This window comes from Candidatus Merdisoma sp. JLR.KK011 (assembly GCF_036941125.1).
GTDB lineage: Bacteria > Bacillota > Clostridia > Lachnospirales > Lachnospiraceae > Laedolimicola.
In genome coordinates this window covers 164,613-185,994 of record NZ_JAYWSZ010000003.1, presented here as the reverse complement: position 1 = coordinate 185,994, position 21,382 = coordinate 164,613, and the positions used below count along the sequence as shown (strand labels likewise).

General features: G+C 48.5%; 19 protein-coding genes and 1 pseudogene. 3 read left to right on the top strand and 17 right to left on the bottom strand.

Annotation, left to right across the window (positions count from 1 at the left end):
* The first annotated feature begins 192 nt into the window (after positions 1-192).
* Genes VV089_RS01800 through VV089_RS01790 form a run of 3 tightly spaced genes read left to right on the top strand, consistent with a single transcriptional unit; the run spans position 193 to position 3,062 of the window.
* Positions 193-1,320, top strand: a complete 1,128-nt coding sequence (locus VV089_RS01800; RefSeq protein WP_334334753.1) for an AAA family ATPase — start codon at positions 193-195, stop codon at positions 1,318-1,320.
* Positions 1,284-2,036: a DUF4276 family protein gene (locus tag VV089_RS01795; RefSeq protein WP_334334752.1), complete on the top strand. Its 753-nt coding sequence runs from the start codon at positions 1,284-1,286 to the stop codon at positions 2,034-2,036. Before VV089_RS01800 ends, VV089_RS01795 begins: the two co-directional genes overlap by 37 nt.
* Before the next feature lie 45 nt (positions 2,037-2,081).
* On the top strand, positions 2,082-3,062 hold the full coding sequence (locus tag VV089_RS01790; protein ID WP_334334751.1) for a fructosamine kinase family protein: 981 nt from the start codon (positions 2,082-2,084) through the stop codon (positions 3,060-3,062).
* Positions 3,063-3,120: 58 nt separating this feature from the next.
* Here VV089_RS01790 and VV089_RS01785 read toward each other — a convergent pair whose 3' ends face one another.
* The 17 genes and pseudogenes from VV089_RS01785 to VV089_RS01705 form a co-directional block, all read right to left on the bottom strand.
* Complete coding sequence (locus VV089_RS01785) at positions 3,121-3,345, bottom strand: permease of phosphate ABC transporter (RefSeq protein ID WP_172541077.1); 225 nt, start codon at positions 3,343-3,345, stop codon at positions 3,121-3,123.
* A 302-nt stretch (positions 3,346-3,647) separates the two neighbouring features.
* Entirely contained in the window at positions 3,648-4,640 is a 993-nt protein-coding gene (locus VV089_RS01780) for a hypothetical protein (protein WP_334334750.1), read from the bottom strand.
* A gap of 239 nt (positions 4,641-4,879) precedes the next feature.
* Positions 4,880-5,440: a hypothetical protein gene (locus VV089_RS01775; protein WP_334334749.1), complete on the bottom strand. Its 561-nt coding sequence runs from the start codon at positions 5,438-5,440 to the stop codon at positions 4,880-4,882.
* 279 nt (positions 5,441-5,719) lie between these two features.
* Complete coding sequence (locus tag VV089_RS01770; RefSeq protein ID WP_442891534.1) at positions 5,720-6,361, bottom strand: anti-sigma-I factor RsgI family protein; 642 nt, start codon at positions 6,359-6,361, stop codon at positions 5,720-5,722.
* 170 nt (positions 6,362-6,531) lie between these two features.
* Positions 6,532-7,011, bottom strand: a complete 480-nt coding sequence (locus tag VV089_RS01765; RefSeq protein ID WP_172541074.1) for an RNA polymerase sigma factor — start codon at positions 7,009-7,011, stop codon at positions 6,532-6,534.
* 76 nt (positions 7,012-7,087) lie between these two features.
* Positions 7,088-7,615: a hypothetical protein gene (locus VV089_RS01760; RefSeq protein ID WP_172541073.1), complete on the bottom strand. Its 528-nt coding sequence runs from the start codon at positions 7,613-7,615 to the stop codon at positions 7,088-7,090.
* A gap of 325 nt (positions 7,616-7,940) precedes the next feature.
* Complete coding sequence (gene tnpA / locus VV089_RS01755) at positions 7,941-8,363, bottom strand: IS200/IS605 family transposase (protein ID WP_334334746.1); 423 nt, start codon at positions 8,361-8,363, stop codon at positions 7,941-7,943.
* A gap of 286 nt (positions 8,364-8,649) precedes the next feature.
* Positions 8,650-8,769: pseudogene (locus tag VV089_RS01750) on the bottom strand (ABC transporter ATP-binding protein); the annotation flags it as partial.
* A gap of 141 nt (positions 8,770-8,910) precedes the next feature.
* Positions 8,911-10,056 carry a D-alanyl-D-alanine carboxypeptidase family protein gene (locus VV089_RS01745; protein WP_334334745.1) on the bottom strand — a complete coding sequence of 382 codons (1,146 nt, stop codon included), beginning with the start codon at positions 10,054-10,056 and terminating at the stop codon, positions 8,911-8,913.
* Positions 10,057-10,315: 259 nt separating this feature from the next.
* Positions 10,316-10,492 carry a YjfB family protein gene (locus VV089_RS01740; protein WP_172541924.1) on the bottom strand — a complete coding sequence of 59 codons (177 nt, stop codon included), beginning with the start codon at positions 10,490-10,492 and terminating at the stop codon, positions 10,316-10,318.
* A 113-nt stretch (positions 10,493-10,605) separates the two neighbouring features.
* Entirely contained in the window at positions 10,606-11,532 is a 927-nt protein-coding gene (locus VV089_RS01735) for a methylenetetrahydrofolate reductase (protein ID WP_172541925.1), read from the bottom strand.
* Positions 11,532-12,179, bottom strand: a complete 648-nt coding sequence (locus VV089_RS01730) for a methylenetetrahydrofolate reductase C-terminal domain-containing protein (RefSeq protein ID WP_172541926.1) — start codon at positions 12,177-12,179, stop codon at positions 11,532-11,534. Before VV089_RS01730 ends, VV089_RS01735 begins: the two co-directional genes overlap by 1 nt.
* Positions 12,180-12,687: 508 nt before the next feature.
* A complete protein-coding gene (gene smpB / locus VV089_RS01725; RefSeq protein ID WP_172541927.1) occupies positions 12,688-13,155 on the bottom strand; it encodes an SsrA-binding protein SmpB in 468 nt (155 codons plus the stop codon).
* Positions 13,148-15,319 carry a ribonuclease R gene (gene rnr / locus VV089_RS01720; RefSeq protein WP_334334744.1) on the bottom strand — a complete coding sequence of 724 codons (2,172 nt, stop codon included), beginning with the start codon at positions 15,317-15,319 and terminating at the stop codon, positions 13,148-13,150. Before rnr ends, smpB begins: the two co-directional genes overlap by 8 nt.
* Positions 15,320-15,428: 109 nt before the next feature.
* Positions 15,429-15,665, bottom strand: coding sequence for a preprotein translocase subunit SecG (gene secG, locus VV089_RS01715; protein WP_172541929.1), 237 nt, complete (start codon positions 15,663-15,665; stop codon positions 15,429-15,431).
* An 88-nt stretch (positions 15,666-15,753) separates the two neighbouring features.
* Entirely contained in the window at positions 15,754-19,320 is a 3,567-nt protein-coding gene (locus tag VV089_RS01710; RefSeq protein ID WP_334334743.1) for a DUF4132 domain-containing protein, read from the bottom strand.
* Positions 19,317-21,374, bottom strand: a complete 2,058-nt coding sequence (locus tag VV089_RS01705; RefSeq protein ID WP_334334742.1) for an SWIM zinc finger family protein — start codon at positions 21,372-21,374, stop codon at positions 19,317-19,319. The genes VV089_RS01710 and VV089_RS01705 overlap by 4 nt, the downstream gene beginning before the upstream one ends.
* Positions 21,375-21,382: the final 8 nt, after the last annotated feature.

Below are 21,382 nucleotides of genomic sequence, written 5' to 3'. Positions count from 1 at the left end.
TGTCAACTGTTATTTCAAAAATATTGTATATAAAATTCGTATACCCTCAGTGAACAAGGAGACACTCGGTCCACTGAGGGTAATATGACAAACAATAACAAAAAAGCAGTCTTGTAAAATAAGCAAATCATGGTACAATAAATGCAAGACAGCAACTCTCTTAATTCATATAAATAAAGGCGGACAAAGCTTATGATAGAAACCTACTTAAAATCTATTGCCGTGGCTGGTTATCGGTCTTATGGAACAAATTTGGAGCAAAATCGTATTGATTTAAAGGAAATCAATATGATTATCGGCGCTAATGGCGCAGGAAAGAGTAATTTGATTTCTTTTTTAGAAATGGTTTCTTTTATGATGACCAGAGGGTTAAGAAACTACGCTGCCAGACAGGGCGGCGCCCAATCTCTATTTTATTTCGGAACAAAAGAGACCGAGCGTATCGAGGGTGAACTGCGAATTCACGATGATAACGGAAAAAAAGAGGACATTTATTCCTTCGGCCTGGAACGCAGTGTAACGGATCAATTGTTTTTTTCCTGGGAATGTATTTCTTATCAAGATAAATGGCATTCGATACCTTACAAGCAAAATTACGGCATTGGGCATTTTGAGGCAGGACTATCAGATTCCCGGGATGCTACGGCACGTACATTGCGAAGTTACTTGGAACGGTTACGGGTTTTTCACTTTAACGATACTTCTATCAACGCACGAATTCGCAGCAATGCCAATGCTGCTGACAGTACTTATCTGCGTTCAGATGGAGGGAATATTGCCGCATTTTTGTATCGAATGAAAGAAAATCCGGATGAGCTTCCTTTTTATAACCGGATTGTACGGCATATACGGATGATTTTACCTCAGTTTTTTGACTTTGTTCTGGAGCCGGATTTCAATGGTATGATCCCCTTGAACTGGAGGCAGGAAGGAGCAGAGGAGGTATTTGGGCCGCACCAGTTTTCCGATGGGGCATTGCGGTTTGTGGCTCTGACCACACTGCTGCTGCAGCCACAGACAACCGCTCCTATGACTATTATTTTGGATGAGCCGGAAATCGGACTTCACCCATATGCCATTTCCCTGCTTGCAAAGGAGATCCGGATGGCCAGTAAAACCTCGCAGATTATCGTGTCAACCCAATCGCCTTTGCTGTTGAATGAATTTTCCTGCGAAGATGTTATTACAGCCGAATATGATAATATAAGCCAGCAGAGCACTCTCCGGCGCCATAAGGAGGCTGATTTGCGAGGCTGGCTTGAACAATACACGATGGGAGAGCTTTGGGTAAAAAATGTACTTGGAGGACTGCCTTTATGATACGCATTAATATTGTAGCAGAGGGCCAGAGTGAAATGCATTTTGTAAAAGAACCTCTGAACAAATATTTCGGAGGAAGCCTAATCCTGGATTCCCGCTGTGTATTAACCAGCCGGAAAGCAGGCTATGAATTCCGCTGCGGACTCAACTCTTATCAACAGGCTAAAAATGATATTGTAACATGGCTTAAACAGGATACCGAGGCTTATGTCACCACAATGTTTGATTTTTTCCGGCTGCCCACGGATTTTCCGGCATACGCCCCGGCAATGCAATGCCAAAATCATCAAGACAGCGTCCGTATTCTGGAGACCGCCATGAAAGAAGATATTATTTCTACTCCGGGAATCACGAATGTAAAACAGCGATTTATCCCCTACATACAACTGCATGAATTTGAAGCACTCCTGTTCACGGATATTCAAATACTAAAATACGACTATTTTGATCCTGAGAGCGAACGCCAGATTCAGCAGCTTTATAGAGAAACAAAGAATCTTCCACCGGAAGAGATCAATCATGGAACAGAAACGGCTCCGTCTAAGCGATTATTAAAAGCTGTCGATTATCGAAAAGGGGATATCGTCTCCGAATGGCTTCATGCTATTGGAATTGATGCCATTCGGCAAAAATGTCCTCATTTTTCTTCGTGGCTGAAAGAATTACAAGCTCTTCCGGAATTATCCGGATTTCAAAGCGTTTCTCAAATACAATAAAAAAATGACAGCTGAAAGCTCACGGCTAATGGATTTTATACTATTATGAAAAAAAATATCCCAATGGAATACCACTCTCTAAAAGAAGCCATTCACGCTGCTTTTGGAAACCATGCTGAAATATTCAAAACCGACCGCATTCATGGCGGCGACATCAATGATACCTATAGAATAAGCCTTTCTACTGGCAAAAAGGCTTTTGTAAAGACAAATTCCATAAGGAATACAAGATTTTTTCTGACAGAATCGCAAGGACTTCTGGCCTTAAGGCAGACAGGAGCAATCGGTGTGCCGAAAGTGTTGGGAACAGGGATGGATGAGCAGAAAGGATTCTCCTTTCTGTTATTAGAATGGATAGAAAGTGTGCCTTGTATTGGGGATTATTGGGAAATATTCGGCCATGAGCTTGCAACCCTGCACAAAACAGTTCTCTTCCATGCAGAGGAGCCACAGACAATAAGATATGATCAAAGAAAGCAAAATCATTCATATCCATTCGGGGCAGAGGGACAATCCCCCTCAAGATTCGGCTTTTGGGAGGATAATTTTATCGGATCTAATCCGCAGAAAAATCTCCCTAAGGCATCCTGGATTGACTTTTACCGGGAATGCCGCTTGATACCCCAGATAAAAATGGCGGAGCATTATCTGGATTCTAAGCTGCGAAAAAAGATAACGTATCTTCTCGATCATCTCGATTCTTACCTAAGGGAACCGGAATTTCCCTCCCTGCTTCACGGAGATCTGTGGAGCGGAAATGTGCTGTGCGGAAATGACGGAAAAGCCTGGATTCTGGACCCGGCTGCCTATGTGGGAGATTTTGAAACGGATCTGGCTATGACACAGCTTTTCGGCAGCTTTCCTTCTGCATTTTACTTTGCATATGGGGAAATCAATCCCATTGATAAGGGGTTTGAAGACCGGAAGGAGCTGTACCATTTATACCATCTCTTAAATCATCTGAATTTGTTCGGCCGGATGTATCTGGGAAGTGTTGTGAAAATTTTAAACAAGTATGTATCTTAAGGAGTACCTTTCATTTGCATATAGTTCCCAATTCTTATTCCGGGGATAAGCTTTTTTATCATTCATCCTTTTCCGTCACAATCCGGAGAAATTTTGACATCAGCGGAAGATAAGTCACCAGAAATACAAAATATGCGGCCCAGCCTGCGGCTCTTCTGTTCTTTTCCGGTATCCTTATGCCTGCCATAATTCCCATGGCAAAAAGGCAGAGCTTAATGAGCGCCAGATCCTTCCAGCTGCTTTTCTGCAGATATTTGTCAGCGTAAGAAAATAAGCATTTCATGGTATAATCCCTCCTGTTAAAATTCCTCTATCATAATCAACATGCATCTGCTAAATCTATGATAACAGAAAAGGAGAAGCTTCGCAATGAAAAACCGCAGGCAAACCATCCAATATCTTCTTCCGGTATCACATTTCTGCCGTATTTTTTGTTTTGGCATGCCGCAAGCTGCTAATATTCATGAAACCTCACCCTCTTTATAGGTGTATTGGAAGATATTCCCTGTTTGCTAATCTGTATTGGGGCATAATCACTGTTTATTTGCTAAAAAACCCCTAAAAAGTAAAACATTGTACTGGTTGTCAAAGAAATAAATCCTGTTTTAATCGCTGGCTCTGAAAATAGAGCAATGCTTCCTGCTCCTGTACTCTTCGCTTTTCGGCACTTTCTTCCATAATTTGTATATATTTCACCCGGAGCCTGCGCTTTCTGGCCTGCTCTGCTTCGATTTGCTCCAGTTCCTCCTTTGAAGGACCGGTGATTCTTCCGCTGCCAGTGACGGTACAGTTCCGTATATCTCCGTTTTCGTCCAGATGGAAGACATAGCTTTTTCCTGCCTGATATGCTGCAACATCATAGCCGTAGGATGCTGCAACTGTGTTATCCCAGAGGTCATAGTCCTCTTTCCATGCCTGCAGCTTCGCAACGATCTGCCGGGCGTAGTCCGGATCCGCATCCATTTTCTGCTGTAGTCTCTCCGGGATAAGGACTGCTATTTTCCCTGCACCGACGCTGCTGTAATTTCTCTGGAGATCGCTGCGTGTCTGAGGCGGATTCCCTCCTACGGGCCTCCAGTCATTTAAGGCATCGGCACTTGTGTCCGGCTGAAAATACTTCCAGAATGGAAAATCATTTCTCTGCCAGTTGGCGGAAGAAATGTCGGCGTTTCCCACATGGGTTATAACATTGTATTGTGAAAATGCATCTGCAAAGCTTGCGGCTCCTATGATTCCGGTGCTGTATGCCTTGCTGATGGCTGATATATAATCCATAGAGCCCGCCATTTTCTTTGCGTAGGCGATCCGAAAGGCGTTTGCTGCGTTTTTGTCGGTTATTTTACTTAGGCGTTCCTCATAGGTTTCTCCCATAAAGAGCTTTGTGTCGCTTCCGCTCTGCTCCGTGGCCTTTATTCTTCCCGATGTATCCGTTCCTATCGTTCCCATTGTTCTCTCTGCTGCTCTTGCCGCCGTAAGCTCTGCGAAGCTTGCACCTGTGAGATTTACGGATGTTTGATTCTGGCTCTGTTCTGCCAGATAGGGTTCTTTCCAAGTTCCAGTTGTCACTCCAATATCCATTTCGCTTCTCCTTATAACGTCTAAGATAAACAGGTTTCTATTTGTTATATCGGCAGAAATTACTTGTTTTTGGGATGTATGGAACGAAAGGACTGCTTTTCGGCTATAAAAGGATTCTATCTTAATTTCATAAAAGAAAAAATAGAACCAATGGCTTACAATGCAGTTCCATCCGTTCTATTTTTAACTTTATAAATTTTCATCCGGCTAAAAGAATCTTAAATATCTGTGATTTAAGATTAAGCTATATAATCAATTCCGCTCCCCTCTTTGCACTCTCTTTTCAAACGTGCCAGTTCGTTATTATAGATAGACGTAAACTGCCTGGCCCTTGCAAATTCTTCCTCGGTGCTTATGGCTTTCCAGTTTCTTGATTCGGGATTGTAAGACAAGGTTTTGTTTCCCTTGGAATCCCAGAACATACAAGCCCCATTCATCTTGCCGCCTGTCTTTTTCATGCTTGCCTCGTAAATAGCTTTTCGATCCGGAGATACGGTTTCTCCATGCTGCATGCACAATTTTCGATATGCTGCATCATCCCGTTTTCCCGTGGCAAATTCTTTTCTTGCAAGCTCCTTTATGGCTTCCTCAAATTCTTCTTCTGACATGGCCGGTTCGTCCCGCTTTGTCATAATATTATCCCAATTGGGTTTTGCAAATGCAATGTCAACAGGCTTGAAACGCAGTGCAAAATTCCCGTAATCACACTGGGCCAAGGGATTGGCAGAGCTTTTCTTACTGCCGAACATTTGCTGTATCATATTTGCATATTGTGAATAATTATCTCTTGTTATCTGCATACCTGATCCCCCTGTTTTATTTTACCTATTTGTGAAATATATCGGCAGACGTTTTCTTCCTCTTAACCCACATCCTGTCAAATCTTGATTTTCAAAAAAACATTCGCCTTATTACAAATCAGTTCACTTTTACTGCAGTGATGCCGGACTCAGTTCAGAAGCAATCAAAAGAATAAATCATGCCGTTTACCTTTCCGAAATCCTGGAAGATGATAACGGACTGTATTATAAAGATGAGCCATATACTCCTCATAAGCTCCACCAGCGTCTGCTCGTGACTTATTCGCCTCTATGATGGCCTCCGTGTCTATGATGGCCGGAATTGCCATTGTCAGGATTTTGGCAATTGTTATCCTGGGAATCCGTGTCCCAAGAACCCGTATCCGACGGCTCCTGGTTTTCATTTCCTCCATGTCCCCGGCATCCCTCAATGCGGTTCTGAATATCTCCCATTGTCATGCCGTGGCAATCCTCCACTGTAATGCTCCCGTCGTACCCGGACAGCTCCAGGTAGGCCCGGTATTTTCCAAAAGACATTGCATGCTGATGAGCTTCCTTCATACAGTCCCTGTCACTTACATAGGTCAGCACGGAAGCATTCCCCGGAGCGGAAATTCCTGCAAGCTTGCTAAGGATAGCCTCTGCATTTTCAGAAACTACGGTAAATACCAGCAGCGAATTTTCCGTAAGGAAGTTTTCGGCTGTCTCATAATCAAGCAGCAGACGCACGGCCTTGGGATAAGAGAGATTTTTCAGTTTTACCTGAGCCAGAATCTGCTGCCCGTCCTCATTATAGGCATTTGCCGAAACCACTCTGCCCAGACGGTTGATCCCCAGTTCAATGGAAGGATTCACATCTATGCTTACATAGGAAACAGGACTGCCGTAAAAGGTATAGCCGCCGGTTCCCAGCAGCAGCATCAGACAGACCAGCGCAAGGGCAAAGCGCCGAACGTAAGCTCTGTTCCCAGCCTTGTTCTCCGCTCTGCTCCCCTCTCCTTTCACCTCTCTTTGTTCCTCCAGATAACGCAGCGTATCTGCCTTCAGCTTTTCGGATGCTTTTATGCCGTTCATGCTTTTTTGAAGCTCATTCATGCCAGATCACCTCCAAGCTGCCTGCGCAGAATTTCTTTTGCCCTGGAAAGCCAAGTGTAGATGGTATTTTCCTTTCTTCCCAGTATCTTTGCAATCTCTACTGCAGTATAGCCTTCATAGTAAAACAAATAAATGACATTTCTGTATTTTTCTGGAAGCTGAAGGACAGCCTCCAGAATATCACCGGAAGAGCTGTCCTGCAATTCACTTTCTTCTGCAATTATCTCCAGAGGGAGGCATTTTCTGTGGGAAAGCTTTCTCAGCCAGTCCGTACAGGCGTTGATAGTAACACGGATAAACCACGCCTTTTCGTGCTCGCTGCTCTCAAAGGAGCCCTCGTAAAGCAGATATTTCAAATATACGTTTTGAAATACATCCTCCGTGTCGTGGCTGTTCTTCAAATGCACAAAGCAGATTCTCTGCACCATATCTGCATATTCTTCCACAACACGGTTCACGTCCTCCGTGCTCTTCAAAGGCTCCACTTCCTTTCGGGACAGACGGAAACTCTCCTGCCAGAGCTGTCCCTGTTAATTTCCTGCTTCGGAATACTTAACGGTGATGGCGGCCGCCGTGGTGTCCGCCGCCGTGATGACGGCCGCCGCTGGTATTCTGGTTCGCCAATCCATAACAGCCGCTTCCATACTGACAAGCGCCGTCCACGATACAGCCTCCGTCCCAGGGACAAGTCTCATTCTGGTAACAGGGAGCGCCGCTGCAGACACCTCCGTACTGACAAACACCGTTCACATCACAGCTATTGTTGCCGGTACAGTAACCATTTTCATAGCAAGAAGCATAGACCGGTTCTGCATCCGGTACCTGGGCCGGTGCATCCGGTTCTGCAGGCACAGCTGCTAAAGCACTGTCCGCTGCACCAGTATCTGCCGTTGTATTATCTGCTGCCCCATTATTCGTCGTTTCCGAAGCCTGATTCCTGTTGGTTGTGTAGGCTGTTGCACGAATACTCTTTGCCCGTCTGGTATGATGGCCCGGATGCGCCTCGGCCACGCTGGACAAAGAACCTGCCAGTATAAGCGCCAATGCAAGGGATAATACGATTTTCAAACATCTTTTCATAGTCTTCATAGCCTCCTATTCCAGTTCCGTAAGCTTCTTTCCAATACACCGGTATGAAATCAATTTCCATACACGAATTCTTGTGTCTGGAAACTGATTTGTGCATTGGAAAGAATCTTACTGTTTCCAGTTCCGCAATATCTGCTCCAATTTGCACTTCATATATAATACGCTCAAAGGAATCCGATTCCTTTCAAAAAAAAGTTAGCAACCCCCATTTCAAATGGGGGTTTAGATTTTACCCCTCCGGGGATTATTACTGGTTCCGCCAGAGGCGGGATTTTGCAGTACCATTATTTCTGGTTGCCCTCCTATGTAGGGCTCACTACTTTCTTCCGTCCTCTAGTTTATCATTCTCTTCTTGTTCCTGAATGTATCTGCGTACTGTCTCTTCATTCACATTTCCCACTGTTGAAACGTAATATCCTCTTGCCCAGAAATGTCTATCCCCATATTTACTTCGATACTCTGGGTGTCTGTCAAACAACATCAGTGTACTTTTACCTTTTAGGTATGACATAAATTCCGAAACACACATTTTGGGCGGTATCGCCACATACATGTGAATATGATCCACACATACTTTCCCATCGATTAACTGTACCTGTTTCATCTCACATAGTTTCTTAATAATTTCCACTATGTCTCTTTTTGTTTCTCCATACATAATTTTTCTACGATATTTTGGAATAAACACTATATGATACGTGCAATTCCAACGAGTATGTTGTATACTTTGATTATCCATTTTGGATACCTCCTATGTTTTGATATGGCCTGCGAAACCAATATCATTGTAACATAGGAGGATTTTTTTACTCTAGGTAACGCTACGGCTTTGCCTCGGCCCCCATTTCAAATGGGGGATATAGATACGATTTCATTATTTTTTTATTGATTCTATCTTCCCCACTGTCAATCCCCTTTTTTCAATGATTAACTCCATTGTACCACTTTATCCACACATAAACAATCACAACATTCCGGCAATCCATGTTGGTAAAATGAATTTGAATAATCCTTCCACATCCCCATCACCTCCACCGCTCGTCGTTGATAATGCGCCCGTCTTCCATGGTGAGAATCCGCTCCGCCTCCAGGGCCGCCTTTTCATCATGGGTAATCAGTATCACCGTCTGCTCCAGATTCCGGTTTCCTCTGCTGCCTGAGAGAACAGCCAGTCTCTTACAGCCAGATGCAAAAAGCAAAAAAGGACGGCATCCGGAAATAATTGCATCCCGATATCCCATCCTGTTCTGCTTTTTCTCTAAATATATTAAATACGCGAAATCCTTCTAAGACTCTTTTGTAAGCTCCTGGTACAGCTTTGCATGATCGTTGATGCACCACCACTTGCTGCCTGAATTGGCTGTCACACAGATGTAGGTTCTTCCGTTGGCATTGGTTCCAAAGCTCACTGCACAGCTTCCCGACTCATCCACATAGCCGGTCTTGCCATAGACCGGAATCCCGCCTGTCTCCTTGTCCTCTATGCGCCGCACAAACCAGTTGGACAGCTCAATCCCCTCCGGGTGCTGTTCCGTGGCGGAGGTCGTATAGATCCGGGTGGAAAATACCTCCCTGCACACCTCATTTTGAATGGCAGCCTCCATCATCACTGCCATATCATAAGCCGTCGTATAATGATCGGCTTCATAAATGCCCACACAATTAGTAAAATGAGAGGTCTCTGACAGCCCAAGCTCTTCAAGCTTCTCATTCATCAATTCCACAAAGGCCTCCTGGGAGCCTGCCACATAGATAGCAAGTCCCAGAGACGCATCGGCTCCGGAAGGCAGTATCGTCCCGTACATCAGATCCCGGATGGTAACCTTCTCATCTCTGTCAAAGCCTGCATTGCTGCAGTGATTCTTAAAGCTGTAGTCTGTAATGTCAATGGTAATGGTAAAGGTATCGTCCCAGTTGTCTATGTGCTCCGCCGCAACCAGGGCCGTCAGCACCTTGGTCATGGATGCAGGAACCATACGGGTGAAGGCATCCTTGGAAGCCAGGATAGTATCCTCTTCTGTATCCACGAAAAGGGCGTAGCTGCTGGTGATATCCTCCCCCAAAGCCAAGGTTTCTTCTGCGGCTTCGTAACGGTAGGTCTGCTGTTGACCCAAACCGCCCTCACCCTGCCCGTTTCCTTCCGGGTTTATTGCTCCTTCGTTTGAAAGGCTGGCCGCCAGAATGCTGTTCTGTGCCTCCGCCGCAAATTTTTGTCCCAGTCCGGAAACAGTTCCCCGATCCGGATTTATTTTTCCCCATATCATCTTTATCATCAACAGCACAATGCCGATAACGGCCGCCGCAATTCCCACCTTGATCATCCGGCGGATCAGCATCTGCCGTCTTCTTCTGCGCCGGATCTCCTGCCGCCTGCGCATGCGCCGCCTTCTCCGGCGCAGCTCGTCCTCATCTTCTTCGTATGGCTTTTCCAACTATTTCTCCTATCAAAAGTCGCTGCGCGACAGCACTAAAGGGTAAAGCTGCTTCGACACACCGGTAATGAGAGAAGCTTTTATTCGAAAAAGCACTCATAAAAGCTCCTCTCGTGCGCCTTTGCAGCTTTACCGTCCAGAACATGTGTCTGTAAATTGTAAACTTCTTAATTATTATGCTCAAAAAATCCAAAGATACTTTATAAAAATAGCATAAAAGAAGCCGAGGTACAGCCCTCAGCCTCTTCCTTTTTTAATCCTATGCAAGTACGTCAATAAACTGCCCCAAATCTGACGGGATGGCTCCTTCTATCATCTCCAGAAGCTCTGCGCTGGTCTCTTCCACCTGATCCATCACCTTCGCTGTCAGGGCATAGCCTACATTCATATGAAGCTGGCTGTATGACATAACAGATGATAATGCTGCAATATCCATAATAATCACCTCTGCCTATGAAATACATTGTGCTGTCTCCTTATAAAACAGACAAACGTATTCCAAATGTTTTCTATACCATCATAACAGACTTCCCTGAAAAATACAAGAGCTTAGTCGATGGAAATCCCGGCCTTCTCCAGAATCTTCGGAACATTCTTCTCCGCACCGATTGCCATAATATGTACGCCGTCACAGAGGCCTTCCTCCTTGATCTTGGCAATCATCTCAGCCGCCATCTCGATACCGAGCTGCGTAGGCAGACCCTTCACGCCCTTGGCCTTGCCCTCTGCAGCCGCAGCAGCCAGACGATCAATCATATCCTGAGGAACAGCGATTCCCGGTACATTCTCATTCATGTACTTGGCCATTCCGGCAGCCTTCAGCGGAATGATGCCTGCCATAATGTGGGTCTTGATATTCGCCTTATCCACCTCATCCATAAAACGCTTAAAGCTCTCCAGATCAAAGATCCCCTGGGTCTGAATATAGCGCGCGCCTGCCTCCACCTTCTGGCGGAGCTTATTGATCTGCAGAAACAGAGGCTCATAAACGGGAGTCACCGCCGCGCCCTTGTAGAACTCCGGCGCGCCGCCCTCCAGTTCATTTCCGCCGCAATCCGTTCCGGTAGCTTCCATCACAGACAGCATATGAAGAATCCCGACAGAATCCAGGTCATACACCGGCTTCGACTGGCTGCAGTCTCCAACCGTAGGATGATCCCCGGTCAGAGCCAGCATCGTATCAATCCCAAAAGCTGCCGCTGAGAGCATATCACCCATAATCCCCATGCGGCTGCGGTCACGGCCCGTCACCTGGATAATCGGCTCCAGGCCAGCCTCCTTCAGCTTGATGCAAAGGCCGAGAGAAGAAGCCTTCAGACATGCAGACTGCATATCCGTCACATTCACTCCATGCACCTTGCCCTTCAGAAGCTCAGCCGCCTCCATCTGTTCCTTAAAATCATATCCCTTGGGAGGAGCCATCTCAACGGTTACACCAAACTTTCCGCTTTCCAGCGCTTTCTCTAACATTCCCATTACTTGTTCCCCCTAATATTAATTGTTCTGGGATACGAAACCTTCTCATATCCTTTATCCGGCCGTCTCTGCGCCAGCTTATCCAGCATTCCCAGAGATTCCAGACGCTTGTAAATCAGAATCCATGCGCAGTCATTCTCCGGATTCACCTCACATTTGCCGTTCTTCTGTCCGCCGCAGGGCCCGTTCACCAGAGATTTGGCACATCTGGAAATAGGACAGATGCCCCCGGTCGTACCCAGCACACAGTCTCCGCAGAGATGACATGCCTCCTCAAACAGTCCGAACTTCACAGCCTCTCCCAAAAACATCGTATTATTCGACGGATAAACCGGCGCTGCGGCATGATTCGCCGCCACCTGCACACCGTCGCCGCAGGACATACAAACAACCGCATCCGGACCCGCCGCATTCAGCTTCTTCATGGCCGTCTTCACACCCATGTTCATACAGCAGTAATCCGCCATACCCGCAGCCACCACCGTCTTACCCTTAGACTCCAGATAAGCCTTCAGTTCCCCAATCTCCTTCTCGCCGCCCGTAGCACAGGCCGTAGCACAACTGCCGCAGCCAAGGATCGCAATCTTCTTCGCATCCCCGAGCATTGCCATCAATTCCTCAATGGGCTTTTTCTGTGTGATAATCATGGTATCCTCTCCTTATATCCCTTAAACGTTCCAGGCACCCCTCACCGACAAACAGGCCGTCCAAAAACCAGACCCTCCAAAAACCACACGCCCGCAAAGAGCTGTCCTCTCCCTTTCTATTGTAATACTTTCTGATAAGAAATCAAGTATAAATTCAAGGAAATTAACAATCTTCTAACAAATTATATCATTTTTAACACTTTTATAACATTTCATAACACAAAAATTCACCTCATCCTTCCACCACCCCCAAAAAGTCCCCCATTCATCTTTCCACTCCCACCCCCAGGGCCAGCCGCAAAATAATGCCGCCGGCTTTTCCAGTATCCCAGTGTCCGGCTATTCACGCACACTCTGTCTGCTATGGACGTACAGTGCCAAGAGAGCCAACCACACCCAAAAATCTCCCAAGGCAATGTACGTACAGAGCAGACAGAGTGTACGCGAATCGTCCGAACAAGGGATACGGAAAAGCCGGCGGCATTATTTTGCGGCTGACCCGTCCCTCCTAATACAAATTTTTCACCTTAAACTCCTTCTCCGCCTCCCTCCTCTGATCCTTCTTCGCAATATCCTGCCGCTTATCGTAAAGCTTCTTCCCCCGCGCCAGTCCAATCTCCACTTTCACCAAGCTGCCTTTCAAATACACTTTAAGAGGCACCAAGGTATACCCCTTCTCCGTCACCTTCCCCCCAATCTTATTAATCTCATACCGATGCATCAAAAGCTTCCGCACCCGGAGCGGATCCTTATTGAAAATATTTCCCTTCTCATAAGGACTAATATGCATCCCATAGATAAAGAGCTCCCCCTTCTCCATCTTAATAAAAGACTCCTTCACGCTGCACTTTCCCATCCGGATGGACTTCACCTCTGTCCCAGCCAGAGAAATCCCGGCCTCATAAGTCTCATCAATAAAATAATCATGGTAAGCCTTTTTATTATTCGCAATTAATTTTACCGCATCCTTACTCATACTCTCCCACTCTCCTTAAAGCTCTTTCCGAATCCTCACTGTTCATTGCCAACTGAAAGTCTATCGTCCTCAAAAACCTGTCTGTCCCTTTCACCCGGATCTTCACCCTCTGGCCCAGCCGGTAGACAAGGCCGGAACGCTGTCCCCTCAGCTCGTAAGCATGTTCCACGTATTCATAATAATCATCCTCCAAGGAATTCACATGAACCAGCCCCTCCACCGTATTGGCCAGCTCCACATACAGCCCATACTGGGTAATCCCGGAAATCACACCCTCAAAGATCTCCCCGATATGCTGCTCCATAAATTCCACCTTCTTAAGCTTCTCCGTCTCCCGTTCCGCCTCGTCGGCCCTCCGCTCCGTCTCGCTCGCATGCTTGGCAGCCTCCGGCAGAATCGCCTCATAATGCTCCACCCTGCCGCCCAGCAGCCGTCCCCGCAGATTTTCCTTGATAATCCTGTGAATCTGCAGATCCGGATAACGCCGGATAGGGGAAGTAAAATGGCAGTACTGCTCCGCCGCCAGTCCAAAATGCCCCGAACAATCCGTAGAATACTTTGCCTTCTGCATAGCCCTGAGCGTCAGCCGGCTCAGCATCGCCTCCTCCGGCGTCCCCTCCAGCCGGTCAAGAAGCTTCTGAATCTCCCCCGGATGAACCTCGTCCCCTCCTGTATGGAGAGAATATCCGAAGTTTTTCAAAAAAAGCGCCAGTTTGTGAAGCCGCTTGGCATCGGGCTTTTCATGGACCCGGTACACAAAGGGCTGGGCCTGCCAGTAATAGTCCGCCGCCACAGTCTCATTGGCCGCCAGCATAAAATCCTCAATGATCCTTGTAGCCGAATTCCGCTCATAGGGGCGGATCTCCACCGGTTTCCCGGCCTCATCGAGAAGAATCTTCGTCTCCGGAAAATCAAAGTCAATGGAACCCCGTTTTCTCCGCCGTCTGCGAAGAAGCTCTGCCAGCTCCTTCATTTCCTCAAACATCGGAACCAGAGCCGCATACTCCCTGCGATCCGCCGCGTCCCTATCCTCCAGAATCCGGTTCACGCTGGTATAGGTCATCCGCCTTGCAACCCGGATCACCGTCTCCGCTATGGTATGATCGATGATTTTTCCCCTGGAATCTATGGTCATAATGCAGCTTAGCGCCAGCCTGTCCTCCCCTGCATTCAGTGAGCAGATGCCGTTGGAAAGAGCATGGGGAAGCATGGGAATTACCCGGTCCACCAGATACACACTGGTTCCCCTCTCAAAAGCCTCCCAGTCAAGGGCGCTGTTCTCCTGCACATAATTGGCAACATCCGCAATGTGCACGCTTAAGACATAATTCTCCCCTTCCTTTCGTACAGAGACCGCATCATCCAGATCCTTGGCGTCCTCGCCGTCAATGGTCACGCAGACCTCCTGCCGCAGATCCAGCCTGCCCTGCCTGTCCGCCTCGGAAACAGGCTTTGCTATCCGTTCCGCCTGGTTCAGTACCTTCTCTGAAAACTCCATGGGGATTTGATAAGCCCTCACAATGGACAAAATATCTGTCCCGGGATCATTGCTGTGGCCCAATATCTCAATGATGCGTCCCTCAGGGCTTTTCCTGCCTGCGCCATAGTCTGTCAGTTCCACTACAACCTTATGCCCGGACACTGCTCCTCTGGTATGCTCCAGCGGAATAAAAATATCCCGTGTAATCCGCTGGTTGTCCGGAACCACGAAGCCGAAGCTTTTGCTCTTCTCAAAGGTTCCCACCACCTCGGTAACGCCATGGGACAGCACCTGAAGAATCACGCCTTCCTGCCGCTTTCCGTCCGGCTGCCCCTTTAAGCCTACCTGTACCGTATCTCCCAGAAAGGCATCCTTTGTATCGCTCTCCCCGATGTAGATATCCTCTTCCCGGTCCTCCACCGACACAAATCCAAACCCTTTTGGATGGCTGGTAAAGATCCCGGTAACCGTCTTTGCCTCTGCCTTATAGTAACGCCCCCTCTTGGAAAGCTGAAGCTTCCCTTCTGCCAGAAGCTCCTCCAGGGCCGCCGAAAGCTCCGGACGCCGCTCCTTTTCCACCTGCAGCAGAACGGCCAGTTCCTTCTGCTTCATGGGAACATAACGGGCATCGCAGATAAATTCATATATAATCTTCTTTTTTTCCTCTAAGCTTTTATTTTCCATATACACTCCGTCAAAAACACTTCTCCATACCTTTGCTGTTCTTATAATTCCTCAAATGACAAAAAAGCACTCTCGGCAATATCCGGAAGTGCTTTTTTATCTGTCTTCTTTAGATAAAACTCATATTCAGCAAAAGCGCCAGTACAATAAAGGCCACGGCCAGAATCTTTGTATACAATACGTACTGCCCTTCCTTGGAGCGGCCCTTATTCTGCTCCCAGAAGGAATTGCCTCCTGCAATAGCGCCCAGTCCTGCTGATTTTCCTTCCTGGGCTAACACAATCACGGTCAAAGCCAGACTTACCAGAACAAATATAATTGTCAAAACAATTCTCAAAATGCCCATCGTTACACCTCCTATAGCCAAACAAGGTATAGTTTACCATAGATTTGCAGAATGTTCAAGCCTCATTTTGGGCTTTTCTGGGTTTCACTCAGCTTTTACAGGCCGGATACGCCAGCTGTTCCTGGCTGGAGGCTGTGGCTTTGGCCAGCTGCAGTACAATCTCGCTGAAGTACCGCGGGCTTACTTCTTCAAGCTTGTATTGGTTCTCTTTCTTTATGGTGTCGTATATGTAGCTGCCCCGTTTGACAGTGCCTGCACGGTAAAAAGCAGCGCCGTATACGGTTACTTCGTCGTTTTCATCGCCTACATAGCTGCCGGAGAATTCCAGTTCTACGCCCATTTCGCCGTCCTCCCGGTAGAAGGTGCTGTAGACGCCGGCATCCTGGACGGATCCCCGGTACCAGCCCATGCCCTGGAGCTTGCCGGACAGAGACAGGCCGTTCAGAAGCTTTCCGCCGAAACGGGTCAGCTCGGCTGCTCCCGTCTCTTCCTCTGTGATCCGGTAAACAGGACGCTCTAACTGCTCGATAGGCTGGATGATCTCGTAGTCGGACAGCTGTTCCTTCCAGACTGCCAGATCCTCCTCTGAAAGCTCGATGGGATGTACCAGGCCTATCTGCACGTCTGCCAAAAGCTCAAACTCGTCTTCGTCCTTTGTATTGAAACTGCCGTCCTCCATATAACGGAAGGTATCTTTCAAAACGCCGTTTTCGTAAGTTCCCCAGATAAGGCCGATGGCAAACTGATGCATAACCGGGTTTTTCACGAACAGTTCCTCCCAGGCTTCGGATGTCCAGAGGCGTTCTGCGGTTAATGCCTGCTCCAGACGCATTTTCTGGTTGGTTATGACGGTTTTCATCTGCTTTTTCATCTGTTTGAATTCGGCATAGGCTGCAGGGGCCTTTTCCTCATCGTCGCGCTTTCCGGGGGCCGGAAGATTCTTTACTTTTTTCTTTGAATTGTCGAAAATCTCCAGCTCCAGGGCCGGGGTCAGATAGACGCTAAAGGAGCGTGTTCCGTAGTCAAAGATCCGCTTCAGATTCTCGTCAAAGCCTAAGTTAGGCACGATCCGGTCTTCCAGCTGGGCTCTTGTGATTCCAAGCTCTGAGGCTGCGTATTCCAGGGCCTCTCCCGCCGCTGCCTTTACCTGGCGGAATTTGAATTTCCGGGAGATCTGATCCACATACAGGAGGGCTTCAGAGCTTCCGTTCAGGGCCAGCGCCTTTACGGCTTCTGCGGCAAGGGCGCCTCTGGAATGCTGGGGCCACTCCTGGATCTGATGCCGGAAAATGTCAACGATCCCTGTTCCGCCGTGAAGGGAGGCTGCGTAAAGCACCCATTTTTTCTTAGCCTCAGCGCCGGACTCCAGCCATTTGTTGAAAAGCTCCGCCACATAAGTTCCAAGCTCGGAAGGATTAAGCTCTGATGCCAGGACTGCGGCCTCGGGGCTTAAGCCAGGCACAGAGCGGTCTGCGTAAGCGGTAAGTATGGCCTGAAGGTATTCCTCCTCTGCCTCGCTTCCGTCCTTTTTATGTACGGCCTGGAACGGGGTCTCATAGGCCCAGGCTGTCTTTCGCTTTTTTCCGCCCTTTAAGATCTCTTTTACCAGATCGGCGGAGGTTTTGGGGCCGGCCTTCTCTATAGCTTCCTCCGGTTTTATATCGAGGCATTCGGAGAGAAGCTCTTTGAGCTTCTTGCTCTTTTCCGTCTCCAAAGCCTTTGTGAAGATGTCGCGGAAGGTTTCTGCGCCCCAGAATTTCAACACCCGGATGGCAAGCTCTCTCTCCTGGGATTTTTTGGAGGTTATCATGATCCGCATCTCGGGCTCCCACTCCTTATGCCCCGTGCAGATGGCCACCAGCTGCTCACGAACCTGCTTGGAACTGTCAAGAGCGGAGGCCAGGATGGTCTCCTTTTCTTCCTGCCAGAAAGTATCCAGGGCCCGAATGCAGATACAGCGGCCAACGGAAGTGCTGTCCTTTGCCCCTTCGCGAAGCTCTTGAGCATGCTCTTTCCATCTGGCGGATAATATCTGAGCAGCCGTGTCCAGAACCAGATTTTTGTCCTTCTCCTGGTAACATGCGTTGTAAATGCCCTCGATGGCGTCGGCCTGGTAACGGATGGGAAGCCCCTCCTTCTCAAAAAGCCGGATCAGCTCCTCCATTTCTTGACAGAACTGCTTTGCATTGGTTTTATTTCCCCGGATGGAATGGAGATAATAGCCTGTAAAATATCCTCCCTGCATACGGAAGGCCTCCAATATCACGCCTCTGCAAAAGAGACGGCCCTTGTTTCTGTGCAGGCTCTGCAATTTCTGAAAACGCTGATAGTAGTAGCTCTGGTTTCCCCTCCAGCTGTTTACAAAGGGGTAGAGCGTATCAATGGTGGTTTCGCCCAGAAGATAAGCCTTGGCTTCCGCCTGGCCGGTGTTCATATTTGCTGTCAGTTCTGTGGCAAGCCGGTATTGATGCTTGTCTGTATTCTTGGCCTGTATCTCCTGATAAAGCCCCGGATTTGCCTTTTTAATGTAATCCAGGATGCGCTGATATTCGTCGGTCGTGGCGGCGTGCTCTGCTGCCTGGCGCACGGCCTCGGGATGGCGCAGGGCCATACGGGCCATTCCCTGTTCCTCGTCATTTGCCGCATACCAGCGGATCAGGGCGTCGGGCTTCACGGGAAGCAGGCCTTCCAGCTGCTCTAAGTGCTTATGGAACCAGGAATCTCTGTCATTTGCAATTCCCGTCATGCCTTTTCCTGCTTTAAGAACCGTATCCAGGGCCAGGCAGCCTGCTATCTGCAGGAAGGCTGCAAAGCATGGGGAATGCTCTATGGCGAGAAATGCCGCTCCTGACAGGAGCTGAACCATGTATTCTGTGTGGCTGCGGCCGTTTAAAAGCTTCTGCAGGGAGGCTGGAAAGGGCTGCTCTGCCGGGTGGCGGCGTACATAGCTCTGCAGCTCTGCAATCTGGCTTTTTCCGAGGTCATGCTGGATAAACATCTCAGGCAGGCTGTCGATAAGGTTTTTTTCCAGAAACGCTGCTGTCTGGGAAAGGTTTTCATCACCTTGGGATACATTTTTACTGAAAAGGCCCAGGATGCCTCCGGACTTCTTTGTCTCGGGCTTCCTGCTGTTCAGATAGATGCCTGCCAGCAGCACCTTTGCATTGTCATAACGGTGATAGCAGAGATCCATGGCTCTTCTCAAAAGCTCTGGATCCTTTCTGCCCTTTTCAAGCAGGGGCTTCATACGTATGTAATTTAGAGAGTATGTGCTCCAGACTATCCCCTCTGCGTACATGGCTGTTTCCTGCTCCGGAGTTAAATATTCCTTTACGGAATCCAGGTTCCAGCCGTAGCGGTTGAAGAGATAGTAGGCGGTAGAGCCTCCTACGGCAGACTGGAAATGGACGTAGCGCTTAAGCTCCTCTTGTCTGCCGCGCTTTCTCAGATGCTCTACGTAGTCGATACTTTTCTGGTGCTTGTCGTCGGTAAGATTGGAAAAGTCCTGGCGCTCGGTTTCTTTCAGAAGCTCCGGGTTTTCCGGTGCGGCGACGTCCAGATATTGTTCCGCAAGCTGGCGGTTTTTTTCGGACAGCTTCAGGGCGTCCAGGGTATCCATTTGTTTTTGGTAGTTTCTTTCTTCACTTAGATTCATTGGCGTTTCTCCTTTCCGTTATCTGCCTTTTCCATCTCCAATAACGCCCGATCCAGGGATGTTTTTTCCTGGCAGAGCTTTACATAGCTCAAAAGGTGTATCCAGGCCTTTAATACCGGCTCTGGGTCAAATTCCATCTGATGGCGCTTCTTTCCCAAAGTTTCTGCAAGAAATGCAAGGGCTTCCTCTGCGCCGTGAAGGCCGAAGGTTCCGCTTTCTTTTGCAAGACGGCTTAGATTTTCAAGAGTTTCCTCCTGGGTGGAATTCAGGCCGCATTGAAAGAGATCCCCAAGGGCCTGGCGGATCTCTCCCAGGAAGCTCTCCATCCCCTTTATGATCTCTCTGTTAAGACCGGGGACTGCCAAAGACGGGCCGCCCTGCTCTTCCAGATACTTCTCCAATTCCGCCTGTGTCTCGTAAAAACGCTCTCTTCCAAAGACCTCTACGGGATACAGGCACAGCTTTCCCTGTTCCAGATAGGGGATGCCGAAGAAAATCAAGGTCTGATCCTTCTCCTTTTTCAGCCGCTCGTTCAAACGCTCCAGTACCTGGATGGTCAGCTTTTCTTCCTTGGAATAAGTTACGGCCACAGAAAGCTTCCGCCCCTTTTTATCCAGAAGCTCCATGGAAAAACGCTGATGCACCGTATCGAAGCCAGCCTCACTGCAGCTAAGGGCTCCCGCCAGGGCCAGGCGTTCTCCCTCGTCTTTTTGTTCCTGTTCTCCAAAGCAGGCCGATAGAAGCTGCTCATAATCCCAGAAAACAGCTTTCCTTATATCCTCCCTCCGGAAATCCCGGGCGCCGGATACCTCGCTTTTTGTCTCCTGGCTCACTGACAGACGTCCGTCCCTGGCCGCCTTTGCGTGATCCAGATAAAATTCCAGATCCATCATCTGTTCCCTGCTGCAATTAAGACCCCAGGGCGCCTGCGCCTGTTCTGCCCTTCCGGGAGGACGTCTGCGCACCCCTTCGTAGAAAACCGGTCTGGCATCCGTCCATTGATAGAACATTCCCTTGTCCGGCTCCATAAAATAATATATCTCCCCTTCGTAGCCTGTTTTGCTGTGAAAGCTCCGGCTTCCCATGGCTATGAGATGAAGACGGGGCATGGGCCGGTAGGCCTCCCGAAAGCTTCCGGCCAGCGTCCGCAGACGCTCCGGCTCTCTGGTCTCCTTAAGCTCACCGGCCCTTTGATAGATGGATAAAAGCTGCTCAAGCAGCTCTTCTGTCTGAAATGAGGCTGCACGGTCAAAATACAGCCGGTACTCGGAGGCTGTCTTTCGCAGACTGGTTTCAAAGGCCGCCAGTCCGGCTCCGCGGCTGATGACTGCCAGACGTTCCATGCCCTCTGCAGCCTCCGGAGACAGACGGGACAGTCCGGTCATAAGCTGCAGGCGGATTTCCTCCTGAATGGAGGCAGATGCCCGGTCAAGCTCTTTGTGATCCCATTCCTCTTTGCTCTCACAGAGCTTCTCCAAATGTTCCAATGTGACTGCGTGCTTGTGAAGCTGATAGAGCAGTATTGCCTGGGCCTTATGGGGGCACAGCTCCTTGCTTTTGCAGGAGCAGGAGGAATATTCCAGGGGACTTAAGAGCTTTACCGTAAATGCTTCCCAGGGAACCTTGACCGTGATGACGGTTCCCTCCTGAAACTGCGGCTGTTCTCCCGCCTTTAGATGATAAAGCAGTTCCTGGTACCGCTTATTGCCGCAGGCGCGCCTAAGCTTTTGTAAAGGGAAGGAGAGAATCTCCTCTTCTGCTTTTGTGTTCTCCAAAACTTCTGTGTCCGCCTGACTGCTTTTCAGGTATAGTATTGCCGTGATCAGATGGCGGCAGACGCTTCGGGACGGACAGGTACAGGTACTCTCCCCAAGGGGCATGCGGATTGTGCATACCGCCTCCTTTAAGGTTACCTCCGCTTCCGTTTCGCCCCAGGTAACTGCGGGCGACTCCTGGTCAAGATCCTTATAAGCACGCTTTACCGTTCCTTTGTTGCTCAGTCCTATAAGATATTCGTCGTCTGTCTGCGTAAGCATTTGTTTAAAAGCTTCCATGTCTTCAT